Consider the following 19437-nt stretch of genomic DNA (forward strand, 5'->3'; position numbering starts at 1 on the left):
CGTGGGTTTGACAATGAACAACCGTGGACGACACTGAACAGCGGTCGACTGATAACAACAAACACACAGGACAGGCCCATGGCCGCATCCGCTTCGCCCCATGCCCAACTGATCCAGGCGTCCTGGGCGCGATGCCGCGAGCATGGCCTGCAACCCCAGCGTGCACCCGACTTCGATTGCCTGACCGCAACCGAACTGAACAGCCTGCTGGAGCGGCGCCATGCGCTGTTGCGGCTGACCCGTGATGAAGTGCTGCCACACTATGCACACCTGCTGGGCAACGCCAGCTACCTGGTGATGCTGGCCGACGCCAGTGGTTGCCTGCTTGACACCTGGGGTTCGCAACGCTTCGTCGACCCGCGTCAACGCCATGGTTTCAGCGCAGGCGCCCATTGGCTCGAACGCGGCGTGGGCACCAATGCCCTGGGTACTGCGCTGGTCTGCGCCGAAGCGATCCACGTTGGCCAGGATGAACACTTTCTGCAGCAGAACCGCTACCTATGCAGCGCCGCTGCGCCGGTGTTCGATGCCGAGCGGCAACTGGTCGGCGCGCTCGATGTGGCCAGCGACGGCTACCTGCCCGCCAGCCAGACGCTCGGCCTGGTGCGCATGATGGGCCAGAGTCTGGAGAACCGGTTGATCCTCGCGCAGCATGGCGACCATCACGCCCAGCTGCTGTTCAACAGCGCCTGCGACAACCTCGACAGCCCTTGGGCGGGCTTGCTGGTATTCGATGAGCGCGGCCAGGTGCTCGCGGCCAATCACCGGGCCGACAGTTTGCTCGGCGGCAACCCGCTGCGGCAGAACATCGAACAATTGTTCCAAACGCCCTTGCAGCAGTTGCTGGCCCAGCCCCAGCAACAGCCGTTTGCCCTGCAGGCGGCCGGCCGCCACCGTTTCCACTGCCAATGGCAACCGCCCCGCCACGGCCCCACACCCACGTCACCCGGTCACGGTGACCCGCGCCTGGGCCAAGCCTTGGGCCAAGCCAGCCTGCTACTGGAAAAGGACATCCCGGTATTGATCCAGGGTGAAACCGGGGTGGGCAAGGAAGTCTTCGTCGAGGCCCTGCACCGCGCCAGTAGCCGCGCCGGCCAGCCGCTGATCGCCGTCAACTGCGCGGCAATCCCCGCCGAGCTGGTCGAGTCGGAGCTGTTCGGCTATGACAAAGGCGCCTTCACCGGCGCTCATCACAAGGGCAACCCCGGGCTGATCCGCAAGGCCGATCACGGCATTCTGTTTCTCGACGAAATCGGCGACATGCCACTGCCGACCCAGGCCCGACTGCTGCGCGTACTGCAATCACGCAGCATTCAGCCCCTGGGCAGCGGCGAGCCAGTGACCGTAGATATCCGCGTGGTATCGGCGAGCAATCGCGACCTGGCCGACGCCGTGCGTACCGGTCGATTTCGCGAAGACCTTTACTACCGGGTAGCCGGGCTGACCCTCAGCTTGCCGGCCTTGCGCGAACGCAGTGATCGGCGCGCGCTGATCGAGCAGGTGCACGCCCGGCACCTCGCCCCCGGGCAACCACGGCAATTACCACCCAGCACCCTTGAACTGTTGTTGCACCATCCCTGGCCGGGCAACCTGCGCCAACTCAACAGCGTACTGCAGGTAGCCCTGGCCCTGGCCGGCACGCAGCCAATCGGCATCGAGCACTTTTCAGTGTGCTTCCTTGCCCAGGCCAGTGCACTCACGCCAAGCCCGCAGGTCGCAGCGACGCAAACGCCCGCCACTGACCTGGCCCACCTGCTGAACACCTGCGACGGCAACATTTCTGCGCTGGCGCGCTTGCTGGGCATTAGCCGCACCACCCTGTACAAACGCCTGCGCGAACAAGGGCTGGAACCCTCCCACCTGTAAGCCTGTAGCGGCCTCTCAACCATCAACCGCCGCGCCAGGCCTCGGGCTGCCGATAGCCTTGCGCCCACGCCACCACCTCGCTCGCCGGCATCGGCCGGGCAATGCAATAGCCCTGCGCCAGCTCACAGCCCAGCGCCATCAACACCCGCCCGTGCTCGACACTCTCCAGGCCTTCGGCAATCACCTCGCGGCCAAACGCCCGCGCCAGCCCGATCACCGCCCCGGTCAGGGCCAGGTCGTCCTGGTCATGAAGGATGTCGCGCACGAATGACTTGTCGATCTTGATGGTTTGGGTGGGCAAGCGCTTGAGGTAGCTGAGCGACGAATAACCGGTGCCGAAATCGTCCAGCGAAAAGCGCACGCCCAGGGCCCGGCAAGCATCCAGGCAGCGGCTGACATGCTGCAGGTTGTCGATGGCCACCGACTCGACGATTTCCAGGTCCAGCCGCGTCGGATCAACCCCCGCATGCGCTGCCAGCAACTGCTCCAGGCGCTCGACGAAATCATTGCGCTGCAGATGCCGCGCCGCGATGTTGACACTCAGCGACCAAGGCTGCCCCAGTCGTTGCCAGGCCTGCAGCTGGCTCAACGCCTGGTCGATCACCCATTCGCCAATCTCGATGATCAAGTCGGTCTGCTCCACCCAGGGCAGGAACTCACCGGGAGGCACCAGGCCACGACCCGGCCGTTGCCAACGCAACAAACCCTCGAACCCCAGCACCTGGCCGCTGCGCAAATTGACCTTGGGCTGGTAGTGGAGGCACAGCTCACCATTGCGCAGTGCCCGACGTACCCGCGCCACAGTCTGGTGGGTGGCCTTGAGCTCCTGCTCCTGGGACACATCGAACAGGTGATAGCGGTTGCGCCCCCGTTGCTTGGCCACGTACATGGCCTGGTCAGCGTGGCGCACCAGTGTATCGGCATCCTCATCGTCGAGCGGGTAGAGCGTGACGCCGATACTGGCGCTTAGCGAAAGGGTGTGCTCACGTACTACATACGGGGTCGACAGCGCGCGCAACACACGGCGCAGGGCCGCATCCAGCTGACGGTCGTCACCGACATTGCGCAGGATCAACACGAACTCGTCACCCGATAACCGGGCGACGGCATCCCCACCGCGCAAGATACCTTTCAGGCGCTGCGCCACTTCGACCAGCAACAGGTCACCCGTGGCATGCCCGTAACCATCGTTGACCGCCTTGAAGCCATCCAGGTCGAGCATGCACACGGCCAGCGGTATGTCCTCGCGACGCGAAAAAGCCAACGCCTGGTTGAGCAAGTCGGACAGGAAGGCGCGGTTGGGCAGGCCCGTCAGCACATCGTGGCCCACCCGCCACTGCAGGGTATGCAGCAGCTGGCGCTTCTCGGTGACATCGAAACGTATCGACACATACTTGCGTACCTTCCCAGTCGCGGGGTCGACCAGCGGCACCATGGTACTGTCCACCCAGTACAGCGAACCGTCCCTGGCACGGTTGCAGATCTCGCCCTTCCACACCTTGCCGGCGGCCAGTGCCCGCCACATGCCCTCGAAGAACTCCGGCTCATGCAGGCCGGAGTTCAGAATGCGATGGTTGGCGCCCAGCAGTTCGTCCCGGCTGTAACCCGAGATGCTGCAAAACTGCTGGTTGACATAGGTAATGCAGCCACGCAGGTCGGTTTCGGAAAAGATCGCGGCCGCGTCCACGGCCGCGCGGTAGTTATCGTCCATAAGCATCCTGCCCTAGCGGTTGAAGCGCTCCACGAGGGCGCGTAATCCTGCGCACACCTCTTCCAGCTCGGCACCGCGCGAGGCGGCGGCGTTGGCACTGTGGGCGCTGTGTTGGGCAATACCCGCCACACCGTTGATCTGCCGCGACACCTCTTCGGCCACGACAGACTGCTGCTGCGAGGCCGTGGCCATCTGCTGGCTCATGTCACTGATACGCTGCACCGCTGCACGAATACCGTGCAGTGCCTGCTGTGCTTCCTGCACCTGGGCTACGCCCTGTTCGGCACCCTGGATACCTTGGCTGGCAATGGCCACGGCGTCCTCGGCGCCGCTGCGCAGGCCGTCGATGATGGCCTGGATATGCAACGTCGACTGCCGGGTCTTGTCGGCCAACGCCCTTACTTCATCGGCTACCACGGCGAAGCCGCGGCCCTGCTCGCCGGCACGGGCGGCCTCGATGGCGGCATTGAGGGCCAGCAGGTTGGTCTGTTCGGCAATGCCACGGATCATCCCGGCAGCCTCGGCGATGGCACCGGTCTGGCCGGCCAGGTGGGTGACCGCCTGATTGATCTGGTCCACCGTGCCGGCCAAGGCGCGAATAGCCGTGCCGCTGGCGTCGGCCACGCGGCTGCCCTGCTCGGCCAGCAGGTGCGCGGTTTGCGCCTCGGCTGCGGTGAGCTGCACATGGTTGACCACCTCACCGATCGATGCAGTCATCTGGGCCATGGCGGTTGCGCTCAGGTCGGTTTCGGCGCGCTGTTCCAGCAGCGCCGTTTCGGTGCCGCGCGACAACCGCCCGGCATCGTGGGCGGCCACCGCCATCTGCGTGGCGAGATCGCTGAGGCGGGTCAACGCGGTCTTCAGGCGGGCTTCTTCACCGATCAGGATCAGTTGCAGTTGCCCAGCCGCACCGGGCAAGTCGCTGTAGGTCAAGGCGGCGGTCGGGTCGGCGAAGGTCCCTTCGGCGCCCCGGATCACCCGCCGCAGCTGGCGGCCCAGGTCGTTGCGCATCCACAGGCCGTAGGCGGCGAACAAGGCCAGGGTCACGCCCTGCCCTGGCCAGCCCGGCAAGAGCTGGTTGGCGCCCACCGCCAACACCCCGCCCAGCAGTGGCAACGCCAAGGCCTGGGCCAGCAGCGCCAGGCGGCGGGCGTTCGACAGCGGCGCCTGGCCTTGGCGCAAGCGCGCATACAATGCCTCGGCACGGCGCACCTGCTCGCGGGTCGGGCAGACCCGCACCGACTCGTAGCCAATGACCCGGCCCCCTTCAAGGATCGGCGTGACATAGGCATTGACCCAGTAGTAGTCACCGTTGCGGCAGCGGTTCTTGACGATACCCATCCAGCTTTTGCCGGCTTTCAGGTGGCGCCACATCAAGGCATACACCGCTGCGGGCATGTCCGGGTGGCGCACCAGGTTGTGCGGGCTGCCGATCAGTTCGGCCTCGCTGTAGCCGCTGATGGCGGCAAACTCTGGGTTGCAGTAGGTAATCAGGCTGGTGGTGTCGGTGGCGGAAATAAGCCGCTGACCCGAGGGGAAACGTTGCTCGACCGGGGTTACCGGGAGATTGAGGCGCACGATGAGACTCCATTCACTGACGAACCGGCACTCTGCCCATCGATGGCCATCGGAACCGATCCGCATCGATCCGCTCAAATGTGCACATGTGCTTCCAGCCACACCGGCATGAGGCCGAATGACACTGGAGACTCGATGATGACTGTCCGGTCAAGTGGCGAATTCTACGAAATCCATCACATAAATCCAACAAAGGTGATCAATCATGGCGTTGCGCCATGCGGATAGATATCGTTAAGTTCTTGATTCTAAATGGGAATTAAGTGATGACGAGATCAGCTCTGGGGTTTGCCCTGCGTCGCTACCGCAAGCTGGCGGGTCTGACCCAGGCACAATTCGCCGAGCGAACCGGCTTCGACCCCAAGACTATCAGCCGTTTCGAGACCGGCACCTATACCCCCAGCGTTGATGCGCTCATGGCGTTCGCCGGCGTGCTGGGCGTCAAACCCAAGGACTTCTTCGCCGAACCGGACGACGAAGAGGAGCAGCGCGCCTACCTGTTCGGTGTCATCCACAACGCCCCACCCAAAGACCTTGGCAAGCTGATTGCAGCAGTGGACGAGGTATTGGCCAAGCCCTGATCTGATTCTTCCCTTTCTTGGGGCGAACTGTGCAGCCCCGACCAAATGGCAACGCACCGAATTAGAGCCTGGCAGGGCCGATTGCACCACAACTGGTCAGACCGGTAAGGCCAAAAACCCTTGCAATGTAGGATTTTTCGCGCTTTTATGGCCTCGCGCTGAACAAACCGGTAAGACCACAATAATTAAGTCCTGCGCTCTTTGACCCTCGCGGCATCGAAGCAAGGACACCGATCAGAGATCACTCCCATGCTCAAATGGTGCTCGCGTTCGATCTTCCTGCAAGTTGTGCTGGGCCTTGCCCTCGGCATTGCCTGCGGCCTCAGCTTCCCCGACCTCTCCCTGCAACTCAAACCCCTCGGCGACGGCTTCATCAAGCTGATCAAGATGCTCATCGGCCTGATCGTGTTCTGTGTCGTGGTCAGTGGTATTTCCGGTGCGGGCGACCTCAAGAAGGTTGGGCGAATCGGCCTGAAGTCGGTCATCTACTTCGAAGTGCTGACCACCATCGCCTTGGTGATCGGCCTGGTATTCGCCTTCAGCAGCGGCATCGGCAGCGGCGCCAACATCCACCTGGACCAGTTGTCCAGCGCCGATGCCAACGGCCTGGCCGAGCGCGGCCAGCACATCCACGGTGCCACCGCGTTCTTCATGGACCTGATCCCGACCTCGGTAGTCGGTGCCTTCGCTGACAACAACATCCTGCAGGTGCTGCTGTTCTCGGTGCTGTTCGGCAGCGCGCTGAACCTGGTGGGCGACTCGGCGGCGGGTATTTCGCGGCTGATCAACGAGCTCAGCCACGTGATCTTCCGCATCATGGGCATGATCGTGCGCCTGGCACCGATCGGTGTGTTCGGCGCCATCGCCTTCACCACCAGCAAATATGGCCTGGAATCGCTGCAACACCTGGGTGGCTTGGTCGCGTTGTTCTACCTGACCTGCGCCGGCTTCGTGCTGGTCGTGCTGGGCACCGTCATGCGCGTGTCGGGCCTGAAACTGCTGCCCCTGATCAAATACCTGCGCGAAGAACTGACCATCGTTCTTGGTACCGCCTCGTCCGACGCCGTGCTGCCACAGATCATGCGCAAGCTCGAGCACCTGGGCATTGGCAGCTCCACCGTCGGCCTGGTCATCCCGACCGGTTACTCGTTCAACCTCGACGGCTTCTCCATCTACCTGACCCTGGCCATCGTGTTCATCGCCAATGCCACCGGCACGCCACTGGAGATGACCGACCTGCTGACCATCCTGCTGGTATCGCTGGTGACTTCCAAGGGTGCTCATGGCATCCCAGGCTCGGCGTTGGTGATCCTCGCCGCCACCCTGACCGCTGTGCCGGCCATCCCGGTAGTAGGCCTGGTGCTGGTGCTGGCCGTGGACTGGTTCATGGGGATCGGGCGGGCACTGACCAACCTGATCGGCAACTGCGTGGCCACCGTGGCCATCGCGCGCTGGGAAAAGGACATCGACCTGGAACGCGCGCAGAACGTGCTCGCTGGCAAACCTGGTTTTGCCCACACACCCCGCAAGCAGCCCAACGCCCATCAACAGGAATTCTGATCGAACAAGGCCGGCGTTGGACGCCGGCCCTTCCAGGAGCGAACCGTGATCAGCTCATCAACCGTCGTCACCTCAGTGGTGGAAAAACTGCGCCAGGCCCTGGCCCGCGGCCAATGGCGTTCTGGCGACATGCTGCCGGGCCAGCGCGAACTGGCCGAACAACTGGGCATCAGCCGCCCCAGCCTGCGCGAGGCCGTCACCGTGCTGGAAACCTTGGGCCTGGTGCGCGCCCTACCGGGTAAAGGCGTACTGGTATTGGATGCCGACGCCGCCCTGCCGGAGCCGGGCATCGACACCAGCGCGTCGGCCAGCCTGGCCGATGTGCTGGAGCTGCGCTACACCCTCGAACCCTTCATCGTCGGCCTGGTGGCGCAGTCGGCCAACAGCCACGACATCGGCCAACTGCGCCTGACGCTGATGGACATGCGCGAAGCACTGGACGCCGATGACAGCGAAGCCGGAGTCAAAGCCTACATCGCGCTGCATGAGGCGCTGTTCGCCCTGACCACCAACCCGATCTTCCAGAGCGTGGTGCAACAGACCAGCAATGCCCTCAAGCAAAGCGCCGACATGCTGCGCAACTCGCCCGAGCATCTGGCCGCGCGGCTGAAGGAAAGCAATGCCGTGGTGCGCGCCATCCGCGAACGCAACAGCGCCGAGGCCAGTGCCCAGATGCGTCAGCACATCCTTGCCGAAGGCCAGCGCATGGGCATCCAGCTGAACATCCCGGACGAACACCCACGCCCTTGACCCCAGGAGAGCGACCATGACCGCCAGCGCCCACGCCGCCCCCCACCTGCCTGCCCTGCTCGTCGCTGGCGAAACTCGCCTGTCGGCCGACCAGATCTACCCACGGCTATTCGACGCGATCCTCGAACAGCGCCTGCCACCCGGCGCCCTGCTGCCCGAGCAAGCCCTGGGGCATGCCTTTGGGGTAAGCCGCACGGTGATCCGTCGGGTGCTCGGCCGCCTGTCGGACCAGCAGGTGGTGGTCCAGCGCCCCAGCCACACTGCGCACCTGGCCGCCCCCGACCCAGACCAGGCGCGCCAGGTGCTCAGTGCCAGGCGCCTGGCTGAAACCACCTTGATTACCCTGGCTGCGCAGCGCGCGCGGCCGGCTCAGATCCGCCAGCTGCGCCTGTTGGTCGAGCGCGAGCGCCAGCACCATGAAAGTGGTGAGCGCTGCGCGGCCATCCGCCTGGGCGGCGAGTTTCACCTGAAGCTCGCGCAGGTCGCCGCCAACGCGCCACTGGCGCGGTTCCTCAACGGCCTGGTGCCGATGACCTCGCTGATCATTGCCCGCTACGAGTCACCCTGCTGCGACCACTGCGCCTGGGAAGAGCATGCGGCGATCATCGATGCGGTGGAAGCCGGGGATGCGGCGGCAGCGCTGGCATTGATGCATGAGCATCTTGACCGGCTGCAAGACAAACTCGACCTGGGCTGAGGTTTTTTTCACGGCCGCCCTATACTCGAGAAACCACCCCAGCCTCTACCCAGGGAGGCGGCCGCGTGAGCTCGCGTATGCCGTTACTGCTGCTTTGCCTGCTGTTGGCCCTCGGCGGCTGCGCGGGCAAGCGCCCGCCTGCCCCGCCACCTGCCGCGGTGCTGACCCCGGCCACGTGGCAGCGCATCGATCAGGACCTGATCGATGCCTCGGTGGGTGCTGCAGGTTCTGCCAACGACTATGCCCGGCGCTCCATGCGGGTGTGGAAGGAACAGGTGCAGCAACGTACCGAAAGTGAGTTCATCCCATGGTTCACCGGTTACTGGACCCAGCAATGGCTGACCCTCAAGGTGGCCTGGTACAAGCTCGACAGCGGTGAAGGCCGCGAGCCTGCGCAAAAACGCCTGGCGCTGTACCTTCAGGAGCAGTACCACGAGCGGGTGATCGAGCCGGTGGCCGAGCAGATCAACCCGGAGGGCATCCGCGACCGTGCCTGTGAGCTGTATGTGCAGTTGCTCGGCCAGCAACTGCCGGCCATCATCGCCCGCTACAACGCGCCGCCCGAGCAACTCAGCCAACGCCTCAATCGCATACCCGCCATCGCCCTGGGCCCACCCGATGCGCGCAACGCCAGCCTCTATCAACTGCTGCGCGCCAAGTCGCTGGACCAGCAACCGGCCTGGCAAGCCATGCGCCAGCATCTGCACGAGCAAGCCAGCAAAGGGCCTGGGCAGACCGACGTGGGGCTGTCATCGGTGGCCACGCGGGCCAGCGAGAAACTCGGTGCCACCCTGGCGCCGCGCGGCATTGCCAGCGCCGTGGCTTCGGCGGTGGGCAAGGTGGCCGGGGCGATGATCTCGGTGGCGGCGGCAGGCTACGGCATGATCACCCACGACCGTGAGCAACCGCAGATGGTCGAGCAGTTGCGGGTGATCCTCAATGTCGCGCTGAACCAGGAATGGCAGGAGCTGATGGAAAACCGCCAGAGCGGGGCGATGGCCGGCGTCTATTACCTGTCGGGGCAGGTCGAGGACAACCTGCTGGCCAGCGCGCCGCGGCCGGTGGAGCCTGTGGAGCCGCAGGCAGAACAGAAGCAGACGCCACTGTTGATACGCCTGCCGCCGTAGCGGTTAGCGGTACCGGCCTCAGGCAGTGGCCAGCGCCGAGCGGGGCAAGCCGAAAATCCGGTCGAACGCCCAGTTGTAGGCAAAGGTGTAGCACGGCACCAGAATGATGAATGCCAGGTCCACCACAAACGCCTCCACCAGGCTCATGCCCAGCCACCAGGCAATCAGCGGAATCAAGTACACCACCAAGGTCAGCTGAAACCCGATGGCATGTGCCACACGCCGCCCCACGCTGCGCCCGCGCTTGGCCTGGCGGCTCTCCCAGCGCTCGAACAGCGTGTTGTAGATCAGGTTCCAGAGCATGGCGATGGTGGTGATCATCACGGCCAGTGGCCCGGTGTGGGACGCCTTAGTGTCTGACAGATACGCCAGCCCGAGGGTCGACATGCACAGCCCGATCAATTCATAAAACGTCACGTAGACCAATTTGCGTTTAACGCCCTGCACCCCGTTTTACCTCTATTTGACTAACAACGATGGGGCGGGAGAATGCTTCAATCTTCTTGACAGTAAAAGTCAGCAGCTGTCAGATCAACTGACAGGAGGCTGCCATGAACTTTTCCAGCGACAATATCCAGCTGTTTCTCGCCGTGCTCGATCGCGGCTCGTTCTCTGCGGCCGCGCGCGCGTTGCACCGCGTGCCCTCGGCGGTAAGCATGGCCATCGGCAACCTGGAGGCAGAGCTCGGCTACAGCCTGTTTGAACGTGGCCCGCGCGAAGTCCGCGCGACCGCCCAAGCCTTGGCCCTGGAGCCCCATGCCAGGCTGATCGCCGAACAGCTCGGGCTGTTGCAAGTACATGCCCTGGAGCTGTCCCAAGGGCTTGAGAGCAGCCTGACCATCGCCGTGATCCCGGACATCGACCATCGCCCGCTGCTGGCCGCCATCGCCCAGCTTGGTGAGCGCTACCCGTTGCTCGACATCGCACTGCTCAGCGCCCCGCAGGAAGACGCACTGCAGCTGCTCGACAGTGGCCGCGCCGACCTCTGCGTGGCCTTCGCCGGCCTGCAGGTGGATGCCCGTCGCGGCTTTCAGCACATCGGCATGGAATCGCTGGTAGCAACGCTGTCACCCGCGCACCCGGCCGTGCTCGAAGACCGCGTTCACTACCTCGAAGACCTGATCAACGTGCGCCAGATCCTGGTGCGCAGCCGCGACCTGCCGCTGACCGACCCGCGCGCCCTGATTGGTGCCACGCACTGGTCCACCGACAGCTTCGATGTCGCCCTGCAGATGGTCGAGGCCGGCCTCGGCTGGGGGGACCTGCCACTCTCGCGCATCGCACCGCTGCTAGCGGCCGGGCGCCTGGTGCGGCTGGGCTTTCGCAATACCCGCAACGCGTTGCAGTTACCCGTGCACCTTTTGTGGCGCAAGCAGCAGCCGCTGCAGCAGGCGGCGCGTTTGTTGATTGAGCAGCTGTCCATGCGTTGAACGCCGTTCGTCGAAACGTCCTAAAGAAATTTCGCCAAGTGTTTCAATTTTTTAACCCGCAAGCCGATAGCCAATCGACAGGGCGCAGCGCGTCATGAGCGCGCTACGCCCTCCCCTCATTGGCCCAAGGTCTCGAAACATGAACCTGAAATTTCGCCACAAGATCCTGCTCAGCGCCTGCGGCGTCGTGGTCCTGGCTTTTGCCCTGTTCACGCTCTACAACGACTACCTGCAACGCAACACCATTCGCCAGAACATCGAGTCTTCGGTGCAGCAATCCGGTGAGCTAACCGCCAGCAGCGTGCAGAACTGGATGAGCGGGCGCATCCTGGTGCTGGAAAACCTGGCCCAGGACATCGGCCAGCAAGGTGCCGGTGACACCCTGGCCGGGTTTATCGAGCAGCCTTCTTACACGCGCAATTTCCTGTTCACCTACCTGGGCCAGGCCAACGGCGCATTCACCCAGCGCCCCGACGCGCAGATGCCCGCCGGTTACGACCCCCGCCAGCGCCCGTGGTACAGCACCGCGGCGAGCGCCGGGCAAACCGTGTTGACCCCGCCCTACCAAGGCGCCGTCGGCGGCCTGGTGGTGACCATTGCCACCCCTGTGAAAAGCAAGGCCAATGGCGAGCTGATCGGCGTGGTAGGCGGTGACGTCACCCTCGATACCCTGGTAGAGATCATCAACTCGGTCGATTTCGGCGGCATCGGCCACGCCTTCCTTGCCGACAGCAATGGCCAGGTAATCGTCAGCCCCGATAAAGACCAGGTGATGAAAAACCTCAAGGACATCTACCCTGGCAGTGGCTTGCGCGTCGTGTCGGGCATGCAAGATGTCACCCTCAACGGCCAGGAGCGCCTCATCTCCTTCGCGCCGGTTTCCGGCCTGCCTTCCGCACAGTGGTACATCGGCCTGTCGATCGACAAGGACAAGGCCTACGCCGCCCTTGACCAGTTCCGCACGTCGGCAATCATCGCCATGCTCATCGCCGTAGCGGCCATCGCCGGCCTGTTGGGCTTGCTGATCCCGGTGCTGATGCAACCGCTGACCACCATGGGCCGTGCCATGCGCGACATCGCCGAAGGCGAAGGCGACCTGACCCGCCGCCTGGCCGTGCAGAACAAGGACGAGTTCGGCGAACTGGCCACCTCGTTCAACCGCTTCGTCGAACGCATCCATGCCTCGATCAGCGAAGTGTCCTCGGCCACCCGCCTGGTGCATGACCTGTCGGAAAAGGTCGTCAGTGCCTCCAACGCTTCGATCACCGGCTCCGAAGAACAGAGCATGCGCACCAACAGCGTGGCGGCGGCGATCAACGAGCTGGGCGCCGCCACCCAGGAGATCGCCCGCAACGCGGCCGACGCCTCGCAGCATGCCAGCGGTGCCAGCGAGCAGGCCCATGGCGGCCGCGAAGTGGTCGAGGAAGCGATCAGTGCCATGACCGCCCTGTCGCAGCGCATCAGCGAGTCCTGCGCGCAGATCGAAACGCTCAATGCCAGCACTGATGAGATCGGCAAGATCCTCGATGTGATCAAGGGCATCTCGCAGCAGACCAACTTGCTGGCGCTCAACGCTGCCATCGAGGCAGCCCGTGCCGGTGAGGCCGGCCGAGGCTTTGCCGTGGTCGCCGACGAGGTACGCAACCTGGCGCACCGCACCCAGGAATCGGCCGAAGAAATCCACCGCATGATCACCAGCCTGCAGGTGGGTTCACGCGAGGCGGTGCATACCATGAACACCAGCCAGGTCTCCAGCGAGCAGACCGTGCAGGTGGCCAACCAGGCCGGCGTGCGCCTGGCCAGCGTGACCCAGCGTATCGGTGAGATCGATGGCATGAACCAGTCAGTGGCCACTGCCACCGAAGAACAGACCGCCGTGGTCGAGAGCCTCAACCTGGACATTACCCAAATCAACGCCCTCAACCAGCAAGGCGTCGAGAACCTGAACGAAACATTGCTGCACTGCGATCAACTGGCCCAACAGGCTGGCCGCTTGAAGCAGCTGGTAGGCAGCTTCAGAATCTGAGTGCCGCTGTAACGCAAGGCCGCTCCTGTAGGAGCGGCCTTGCGTCGCGATGGGCTGCAAAGCAGCCCCCTACACCACCACCACCTTCGCAGCCTTACCCCGCCGCACCCAAGCCACCAACACCGCCGCCATCAGCACAAACCCCAGGTACCCAAACAGCGGATACACCTCGCCCACCAAGCTGATGAACCCCACCAGGCTGCAGCCGAACGCCACCACCCCGGTCACCACCGAGCCCCAGCGAAACTTCGCCGTACCCGCCGGCAACAGCCGCGACAGGAACGAGAACATCGTCCCCACCGCCGTGTTGACGATCATGCCGAAGATGATCAGGCACATCACCACCCCCAACACCGGCGACACCTCATTAGCGATCGACAGCATCGGCATCGGCAGGTCGGCGACACTGTCCAGGCGTGACAACAGCCCGGCGGTCATCACCAGCATCAAGCCGCCCAGCGCCGCGCCCCCCAGCAAGCCACCCCATACCGCCGTCTTCTCGCCTTTGGCCGAGCCCCCCAGAATGGCCAGGATCGGCGCACCGGCAACGATGTTGTAGGACACATACAGAAACGCGCCCAGCAGCCAATGGCGCGTGCCTGCCTGCTGCTGGCTGGCCAGGTGGTCGAGGTCGGCGAAACTCTGTTCACGGGTGAACACGGCATACAGTGCAATCGCCGAAGCCACCAGAATCAGCAACGGGGTGATCGCGCCGATGGCCAGGATCACCTTGCGCACGTCCAGGCACACGATGCCCACCACCACGAGCGTTACCAGCACACTGCCGGTCAATGCCGGGATGCCGAACTGCTGCTCCAGCAAAGCACCGCCACCGGCCAGCATGACCACGGTGACGGCGAACATGAAGAAGGTGATCAGCCAATCGACGAACAGGCCCAGGTGACGGCCACAGATGGCCTGGATCACATCTTTGTGCGACGTGGCCCGCTGGCGGTTGCCCAACCCCGCCAGGGCCATGCCGAGGAAGGTGAACAAGGCGGCGCTGACCATCGCGCCAACCAACCCCCAGACCCCGAAATCGACAAAGAACAACAGCAGTTCCCGCCCCGAAGCAAAGCCCGCCCCTACGATCACGCCGACAAAGGCGCCGGCGATTTTCAGCTGCTCTTGCATGTGAACCTCTGTATTTATTGTTGTTAGGTGTGTTTGAGCGCCACGCATTCCTGTACAGAAGCGGCCTTGCCAGGGCGACCTGTCACTCCCCGATAAACGCCTGCACTTCGATTTCTACATCGACCCCCAGTGCCAATGCCGAGGCCACCGTCGAGCGCACAGGCAACGCGGCGCCGAAGTACGCTTTGTAAACCTCGTTGAAACCCGCAAAGTGGCTCATGTCCGAAAGCCACACCGTGGCCTTCACCACCTGGTCGAAACTCGCCCCACAGGCCGCCAGGCTTTCGCCGATGCGCTCGCAGGCAGCGCGGGTCTGGGTCTGAATATCCCCCCGTACCACTTCACCGCCGGCACTCATCGGCACCTGCCCGGACAGGAACAGAAAACCGCCCGCCTTCACCGCACGCGAAAACGGAAACGGCAAGCTGCTGGGGAAACGCTGGATGTCATTGCTCATGAGTAGCTCCTTTCAAGGTTGCTGGAAACGTGCCGGGGACAAGCGCTCGGGCACCACCCCCTGGCGGACAAGGCTAGGGCACAGCGGCTGACCGAGCAGCAGGTCGGCCGCCAGGCGTGAAGCCCCTGCGGCCGACTGGATGCCATAACCACCTTGTGCCGCCAGCCAGAAGAACGCGGGGCTGCGCGCATCGAAACCGATCACCAGGTCGCCATCGGCTACGAATGAACGTAAACCGGCCCAGCTGTGGCTCGGGCGGCGGATGCTTAGCGTGGTCATGGCTTCGATGTTGTAGATGCCCAGTGCCACATCGAGCTCCTCGGGCGCAGCGTCCTGGGGTTCGACCGGGTCGGCGTTGGCCGGCGAACCAAGCAGCTGGCCGGCGTCGGGCTTGAAGTAGAAGCTCTCGTCAACGCCGATCACCGCCGGCCAGCGGGCGAAGTCCTGGCCTGCCGGGCCTGGGAAGGTGAAGGCGCTGCGCCGGCACGGTTGCAGGCCGATGGGGCCAACGCCGCACTGCTCGGCGACACGGTCGGCCCAGGCACCGGCGGCATTGACCAGCCGACGTGCCTGGAGATGGCTGCCATCGCTCAGTTGCACCTGCCATACCCCGTCGAGGTAGCAGGCCTGGGCCAACTCGGCATTGCAGCGAAGCTCGCCGCCGGCAGCGCGATAGCCGCGCAAAAAACCCTGGTGCAGCGCGTGCACGTCCAGGTCCATGGCGCCCGGCTCCAGCACCGCGCCCGCCAGTACTTCAGCGCGCAAGTTCGGCACCAGGGCCAGGGCCGCATCGCGGTCGAGCAGGCTGACGTCGGTGCCGTTGGCCAAGTTCTGGGCGTGGGCCTGTTCGAGCAGTTGCCGTTGCTCGACGCTGGCGACATAGAGACAGCCGCGCGGTTCAAGCAGGGGGTGTTCGCAGAAGCCTTGTGGCGGCGCTTCATAGAACGCGCGGCTGGCGCGGGTCAGGGCTTGGATCTGCGGGGTGCCGTAGGCCTCCATGAACATCGCGGCCGAGCGCCCCGTCGAGTGGTAGCCCGGCTGCGACTCGCGCTCCAGCAGCAGCACCCGTTGCTGGCCCGCCAGGCGATAGCCCAGCGAGGCGCCGGCGATTCCGGCGCCAATGATCAAGGTGTCGTAGATCGTGGTCATGCGCGCTCCCGCTCCTATAATTATCATTTATGAGAATTCTAATATATGAGAATTTAGAGATGCGCAAGTGTCCAAGGTAATATGCCCGACCAACGCCGTATGCCGAGTGCACCGAATGCCCGATGACCGCCCCGATGCTTTGCCCCTGCTAGACCGCGCCGCCGTAGGCAGGCGCCTGCGCCAGGTGCGCAAGGCCCGCCAGCTGACCCTCAAGCAGTTGTCCGAAGCCAGCGGCGTGCCGGTGTCGACGTTGTCGAAAATGGAGCTCGCCCAAGTCTCGGTCAGTTACGAAAAACTGGCCGCCGCCGCCCGCGCCCTGAATGTCGATATCGCCCAGTTGTTCCGTGCCAGCGGCACGGCCGATACGCCAGTACCGGTGACGGTGGTGGTTGATTCACTGGCGGCCGTTGCGGGCTACGCGACCGGCACCTACGACTATCACCCGATTGCCGGCGCCTTCCCCGAGCGCCGCATGACCCCGGCCTATGCCCGCATCATCGCCCGCGAACGCGGGCAGTTCGACGATTTTATCCGCCATCCTGGCCAGGAGTTCGCCTTGGTCATCTGCGGGCGTGTGCGTATCGAGTTCGAGACCGGTGAAGCGGTCAGCATCGGCCCGCAGGAGACCGCGTACTTCAACAGCCAGGTGGGGCATATCTATCTGTCGGAAAGCGAGGATGGCGGGGATGCGCATGTGATGGTGGTCATGACAGACCGTTAAGGCGCGCTTTCACGCACCTGTGCAGACGCCACGCGGTTATAACCTAATAACGAACAAGTCTATTTGGCTATAAAAAATTCTATATGCTGGCTTCTATCCGATAACGGGCAAAGTTGGGCAGTCGAGTAGCGTATGGATGTAGGTTCTTTCGGTTTCACCCTTGCCGGGCTGGTTGTAGGTTTCATCGTCGGCATGACCGGCGTGGGTGGCGGCTCGCTGATGACCCCTATCCTCTTGTGGTTTGGCATCAACCCGGCCACCGCTGTCGGCACCGACCTGCTGTATGCCGCCATCACCAAGGCCAGTGGCGTCTGGGTGCATGCCCGCAACAAGAACATCGACTGGAAAATCACCGGCCTGCTGAGCCTGGGCAGCGTACCCGCCGCCGCCATCACCTTGTGGTTCCTCAGCACCCTGCACACGGACACCTCGGCGCTCAACGCCATCATCAAACAGGGCCTGGCGGTGGTGTTGATCCTCACCGCACTGGCCATTCTGTTCAAGTCGCGCCTGCAGGCCTTCGCCAGCCGCCATGCCGGTGATCACTACCACCTCAGCGACCGCAGCCTGAACACGCTTACCGTGCTCACTGGCGTGGTGCTGGGTGTCATGGTCACCCTCACCTCCATCGGCGCCGGTGCCTTGGGCACCGTGGCACTGTTCCTGCTGTACCCGTTCCTGGTCACCCGCCGCCTGGTCGGCACCGAAATCGCCCATGCTGTGCCGCTGACCCTGGTCGCGGGCCTGGGCCACGCCGGCATGGGCAACATGGACTGGTCGTTGCTGGGTTACCTGCTGCTCGGCTCGCTGCCGGGTATCTACATGGGCAGCCACCTCACCGGGCGCATTTCCGACCGCGTATTGCGCCCTTGCCTGGCGGCGATGCTGCTGATGATCGGCTACAAGCTGGCGTTCTGAACCACGCTTGCCGCCGCTAGGCGCCCAGACGCAGCCGCCACTGCCCGGTAAAGCTGAGTTCAAGGCGCGATAGCGGCAGCACATCGATGCGCTGGTGGGTGCTCAACGGGCACCCCAACAGCTGTACCAGCACGGCACGGATGACCATAGGGTGGGTCACTGCCAGCCACTCGCCCGGCGTGTCGAACGCCGCCAGCCAGGCCGTCACGCGCTGGCACAGTTGTGCAAAAGACTCCCCGCCATGTGGCGCGCTGGCCGGATTATCCAACCACTCGGACAACGCCTGCGGGTTCTGCGCCTGCAACTGCTTGAGCGACAGCCCCTGCCACTGCCCCAAGTCGCAATCTGCCAACGCAGGCTCGACACGCGCCTGTGTCTGCGCCGATAACCAAGCCGCCGTCTCGCAAGCTCGGCGCTCCGGCGCTGTCAGTACCTGCATAGCAGGCCCGATTGCCACAGGCGGCTGCACCAGCGCCAGCATGCCGTCTTTGGGCGTGGGCAAGCGCCCGGTCTTCTGGGCTTGAGTCAGGGCATGACAAACAAGGGTCAGGCGAATGGCTTTCACCGGTGCTTCCTTCATGGCAGGCGGGGGCGAATGGTTTAGTATGCGATGATGTTTTTTTCTGCAACAAGATGCACCACCTAGGCTATTTGCCACTAGTAAGTGCCTTTCAGACGGATCTTCCCCTGCTGTACCCTTAGAAAACAAAGAAGTTGCTGCATGACCGATATGACACGTCGATCGTTGGTAGGCCTGTGCATGTCCCTACCGCTGCTCGGCTAGCTAAGTTGGGCCAGTGAAGCCCCAACGGCTGCCAGCCCTCGCCCGGTATGTATCAACTACAACGAAAGCCCGTTGGCCCCAAACTCGGCAGCCCGTCAGGCGATGAGCGAGGGTATCAGCCTGTACAGATGCTATCCTTACTACGCACTGTATCGACTGATTGATGTATTCGCCGGCTAGCATGGGCCTGGACGAGGAGCAGGGGTTCTGTGGCTCCAAACTGGCCCAGCAGCATGCGGTGATGGTATTTACCGGGACGCGCAGCCTGGTGGTGGCCGAACCGTCTTATGAAGCGACGGCGCAAGCCGCCGAAGGTCGTGGTACCACTTTGCACAGCATCAACCTGAACGCCAGCCACGCTCACGACATAGACGCTATGCTCGCGGCCGACCGCTCACCGGGGCTAATCTGCCTGTGCAACCCCAACAACCCAACTGGTAGTTTGACACCACGCTAGGCCATCGAACGATTGCTCACGCATAAACCGGTCGGCAGCGTGGTATGTAGTGGACTAGGCCTAACTTTATTTCAACGACGCCCAGATCTGCATCGGCGCGATCAAGGAATAGCCTGAGCTACTGGTACTGCAGACCTTCTGCAAACTCTATGGCATGGCAGGTGCGGCCTGAGTCTGGCCATTGCTCAGCCGCCGCTGCTGAAACGTCTTCAAGTCCACGACGGCCAGAATCTATCCGCTGCCCCCACGCTGATGGCAGACCTGGCCAGCCTGTAAGACCGCCAGTTGGTCCCCAACGCAAGGCCGAAAACGCCCGCCTGGGTGAACAGACGATCACCTGGCTGGGCGAACGTTGCTTATGTGTGAGCGTTGGGACATACGTGTCCGCTCCATGAAGCCCACATTCCAAGCGACTACCTGAAGCCCGATGCTGCGCTCCCGATTTCTTTCTGGAGCCAGTCCGCCATGATGCGTCCCGACAGCAAAGTCGA

General features: G+C 63.7%; 18 protein-coding genes. 11 read left to right on the forward strand and 7 right to left on the reverse strand.

Annotated elements, in window-relative coordinates; genetic code table 11:
• Positions 1-78 precede the first annotated feature (78 nt).
• On the forward strand, positions 79-1866 hold the full coding sequence (locus tag HU766_RS07955; RefSeq protein ID WP_186655176.1) for a sigma-54-dependent Fis family transcriptional regulator: 1788 nt from the start codon (positions 79-81) through the stop codon (positions 1864-1866).
• Between the two features lie 22 nt (positions 1867-1888).
• On the opposite strand, the gene HU766_RS07960 is transcribed toward HU766_RS07955, so the two are convergent.
• Positions 1889-3577 (reverse strand): GGDEF and EAL domain-containing protein, encoded by a 1689-nt coding sequence (locus HU766_RS07960; RefSeq protein WP_186655179.1) that lies wholly within the window; start codon positions 3575-3577, stop codon positions 1889-1891.
• A 12-nt stretch (positions 3578-3589) separates the two neighbouring features.
• A complete protein-coding gene (locus HU766_RS07965) occupies positions 3590-5155 on the reverse strand; it encodes a methyl-accepting chemotaxis protein (protein WP_186655182.1) in 1566 nt (521 codons plus the stop codon).
• 266 nt (positions 5156-5421) lie between these two features.
• Between HU766_RS07965 and HU766_RS07970 the strand changes: the two genes are divergently transcribed.
• The 5 genes from HU766_RS07970 to HU766_RS07990 all read left to right on the forward strand — a co-directional run bounded on the left by HU766_RS07970 (position 5422) and on the right by HU766_RS07990 (position 9870).
• The gene (locus HU766_RS07970; RefSeq protein WP_033699126.1) at positions 5422-5736 is read left to right on the forward strand and encodes a helix-turn-helix transcriptional regulator; all 315 of its coding nucleotides are present in this window, start codon (positions 5422-5424) and stop codon (positions 5734-5736) included.
• A gap of 249 nt (positions 5737-5985) precedes the next feature.
• The gene (locus HU766_RS07975; RefSeq protein ID WP_033699127.1) at positions 5986-7296 is read left to right on the forward strand and encodes a C4-dicarboxylate transporter DctA; all 1311 of its coding nucleotides are present in this window, start codon (positions 5986-5988) and stop codon (positions 7294-7296) included.
• 45 nt (positions 7297-7341) lie between these two features.
• Positions 7342-8046: an FCD domain-containing protein gene (locus HU766_RS07980; RefSeq protein ID WP_033699128.1), complete on the forward strand. Its 705-nt coding sequence runs from the start codon at positions 7342-7344 to the stop codon at positions 8044-8046.
• Positions 8047-8062: 16 nt separating this feature from the next.
• Positions 8063-8743, forward strand: a complete 681-nt coding sequence (locus HU766_RS07985) for a GntR family transcriptional regulator (protein WP_033699129.1) — start codon at positions 8063-8065, stop codon at positions 8741-8743.
• Between the two features lie 65 nt (positions 8744-8808).
• The gene (locus tag HU766_RS07990; RefSeq protein ID WP_186655185.1) at positions 8809-9870 is read left to right on the forward strand and encodes a hypothetical protein; all 1062 of its coding nucleotides are present in this window, start codon (positions 8809-8811) and stop codon (positions 9868-9870) included.
• 18 nt (positions 9871-9888) lie between these two features.
• Here HU766_RS07990 and HU766_RS07995 read toward each other — a convergent pair whose 3' ends face one another.
• Positions 9889-10317, reverse strand: coding sequence for a PACE efflux transporter (locus HU766_RS07995; protein WP_186655201.1), 429 nt, complete (start codon positions 10315-10317; stop codon positions 9889-9891).
• Positions 10318-10421: 104 nt separating this feature from the next.
• On the opposite strand from HU766_RS07995, the gene HU766_RS08000 reads away from it, so the two are divergent.
• Both HU766_RS08000 and mcpA read left to right on the forward strand, forming a co-directional pair.
• Positions 10422-11300: a LysR family transcriptional regulator gene (locus tag HU766_RS08000; protein ID WP_186655205.1), complete on the forward strand. Its 879-nt coding sequence runs from the start codon at positions 10422-10424 to the stop codon at positions 11298-11300.
• Positions 11301-11439: 139 nt separating this feature from the next.
• Positions 11440-13326, forward strand: coding sequence for a methyl-accepting chemotaxis protein McpA (gene mcpA / locus HU766_RS08005; protein WP_186655208.1), 1887 nt, complete (start codon positions 11440-11442; stop codon positions 13324-13326).
• 69 nt (positions 13327-13395) lie between these two features.
• On the opposite strand, the gene HU766_RS08010 is transcribed toward mcpA, so the two are convergent.
• From HU766_RS08010 to HU766_RS08020, 3 genes are all read right to left on the reverse strand, one after another.
• A complete protein-coding gene (locus tag HU766_RS08010; RefSeq protein ID WP_186655214.1) occupies positions 13396-14460 on the reverse strand; it encodes a hypothetical protein in 1065 nt (354 codons plus the stop codon).
• An 82-nt stretch (positions 14461-14542) separates the two neighbouring features.
• A complete protein-coding gene (locus HU766_RS08015) occupies positions 14543-14917 on the reverse strand; it encodes a RidA family protein (RefSeq protein WP_186655217.1) in 375 nt (124 codons plus the stop codon).
• Positions 14918-14929: 12 nt separating this feature from the next.
• Entirely contained in the window at positions 14930-16066 is a 1137-nt protein-coding gene (locus HU766_RS08020) for an FAD-dependent oxidoreductase (RefSeq protein WP_186655220.1), read from the reverse strand.
• Between the two features lie 115 nt (positions 16067-16181).
• Between HU766_RS08020 and HU766_RS08025 the strand changes: the two genes are divergently transcribed.
• Together HU766_RS08025 and HU766_RS08030 are read left to right on the forward strand one after the other, a co-directional pair.
• Positions 16182-16787, forward strand: coding sequence for an XRE family transcriptional regulator (locus HU766_RS08025; RefSeq protein WP_033699140.1), 606 nt, complete (start codon positions 16182-16184; stop codon positions 16785-16787).
• A gap of 132 nt (positions 16788-16919) precedes the next feature.
• Positions 16920-17705, forward strand: a complete 786-nt coding sequence (locus tag HU766_RS08030; RefSeq protein WP_186655227.1) for a sulfite exporter TauE/SafE family protein — start codon at positions 16920-16922, stop codon at positions 17703-17705.
• A 16-nt stretch (positions 17706-17721) separates the two neighbouring features.
• On the opposite strand, the gene HU766_RS08035 is transcribed toward HU766_RS08030, so the two are convergent.
• A complete protein-coding gene (locus HU766_RS08035) occupies positions 17722-18270 on the reverse strand; it encodes a histidine phosphatase family protein (RefSeq protein WP_186655230.1) in 549 nt (182 codons plus the stop codon).
• 382 nt (positions 18271-18652) lie between these two features.
• Between HU766_RS08035 and HU766_RS08040 the strand changes: the two genes are divergently transcribed.
• Positions 18653-18946, forward strand: coding sequence for an aminotransferase class I/II-fold pyridoxal phosphate-dependent enzyme (locus HU766_RS08040; protein ID WP_186655235.1), 294 nt, complete (start codon positions 18653-18655; stop codon positions 18944-18946).
• Positions 18947-19437: the final 491 nt, after the last annotated feature.

The organism is Pseudomonas sp. SWRI77 (assembly GCF_014269105.1).
Taxonomy (GTDB): domain Bacteria; phylum Pseudomonadota; class Gammaproteobacteria; order Pseudomonadales; family Pseudomonadaceae; genus Aquipseudomonas; species Aquipseudomonas capeferrum.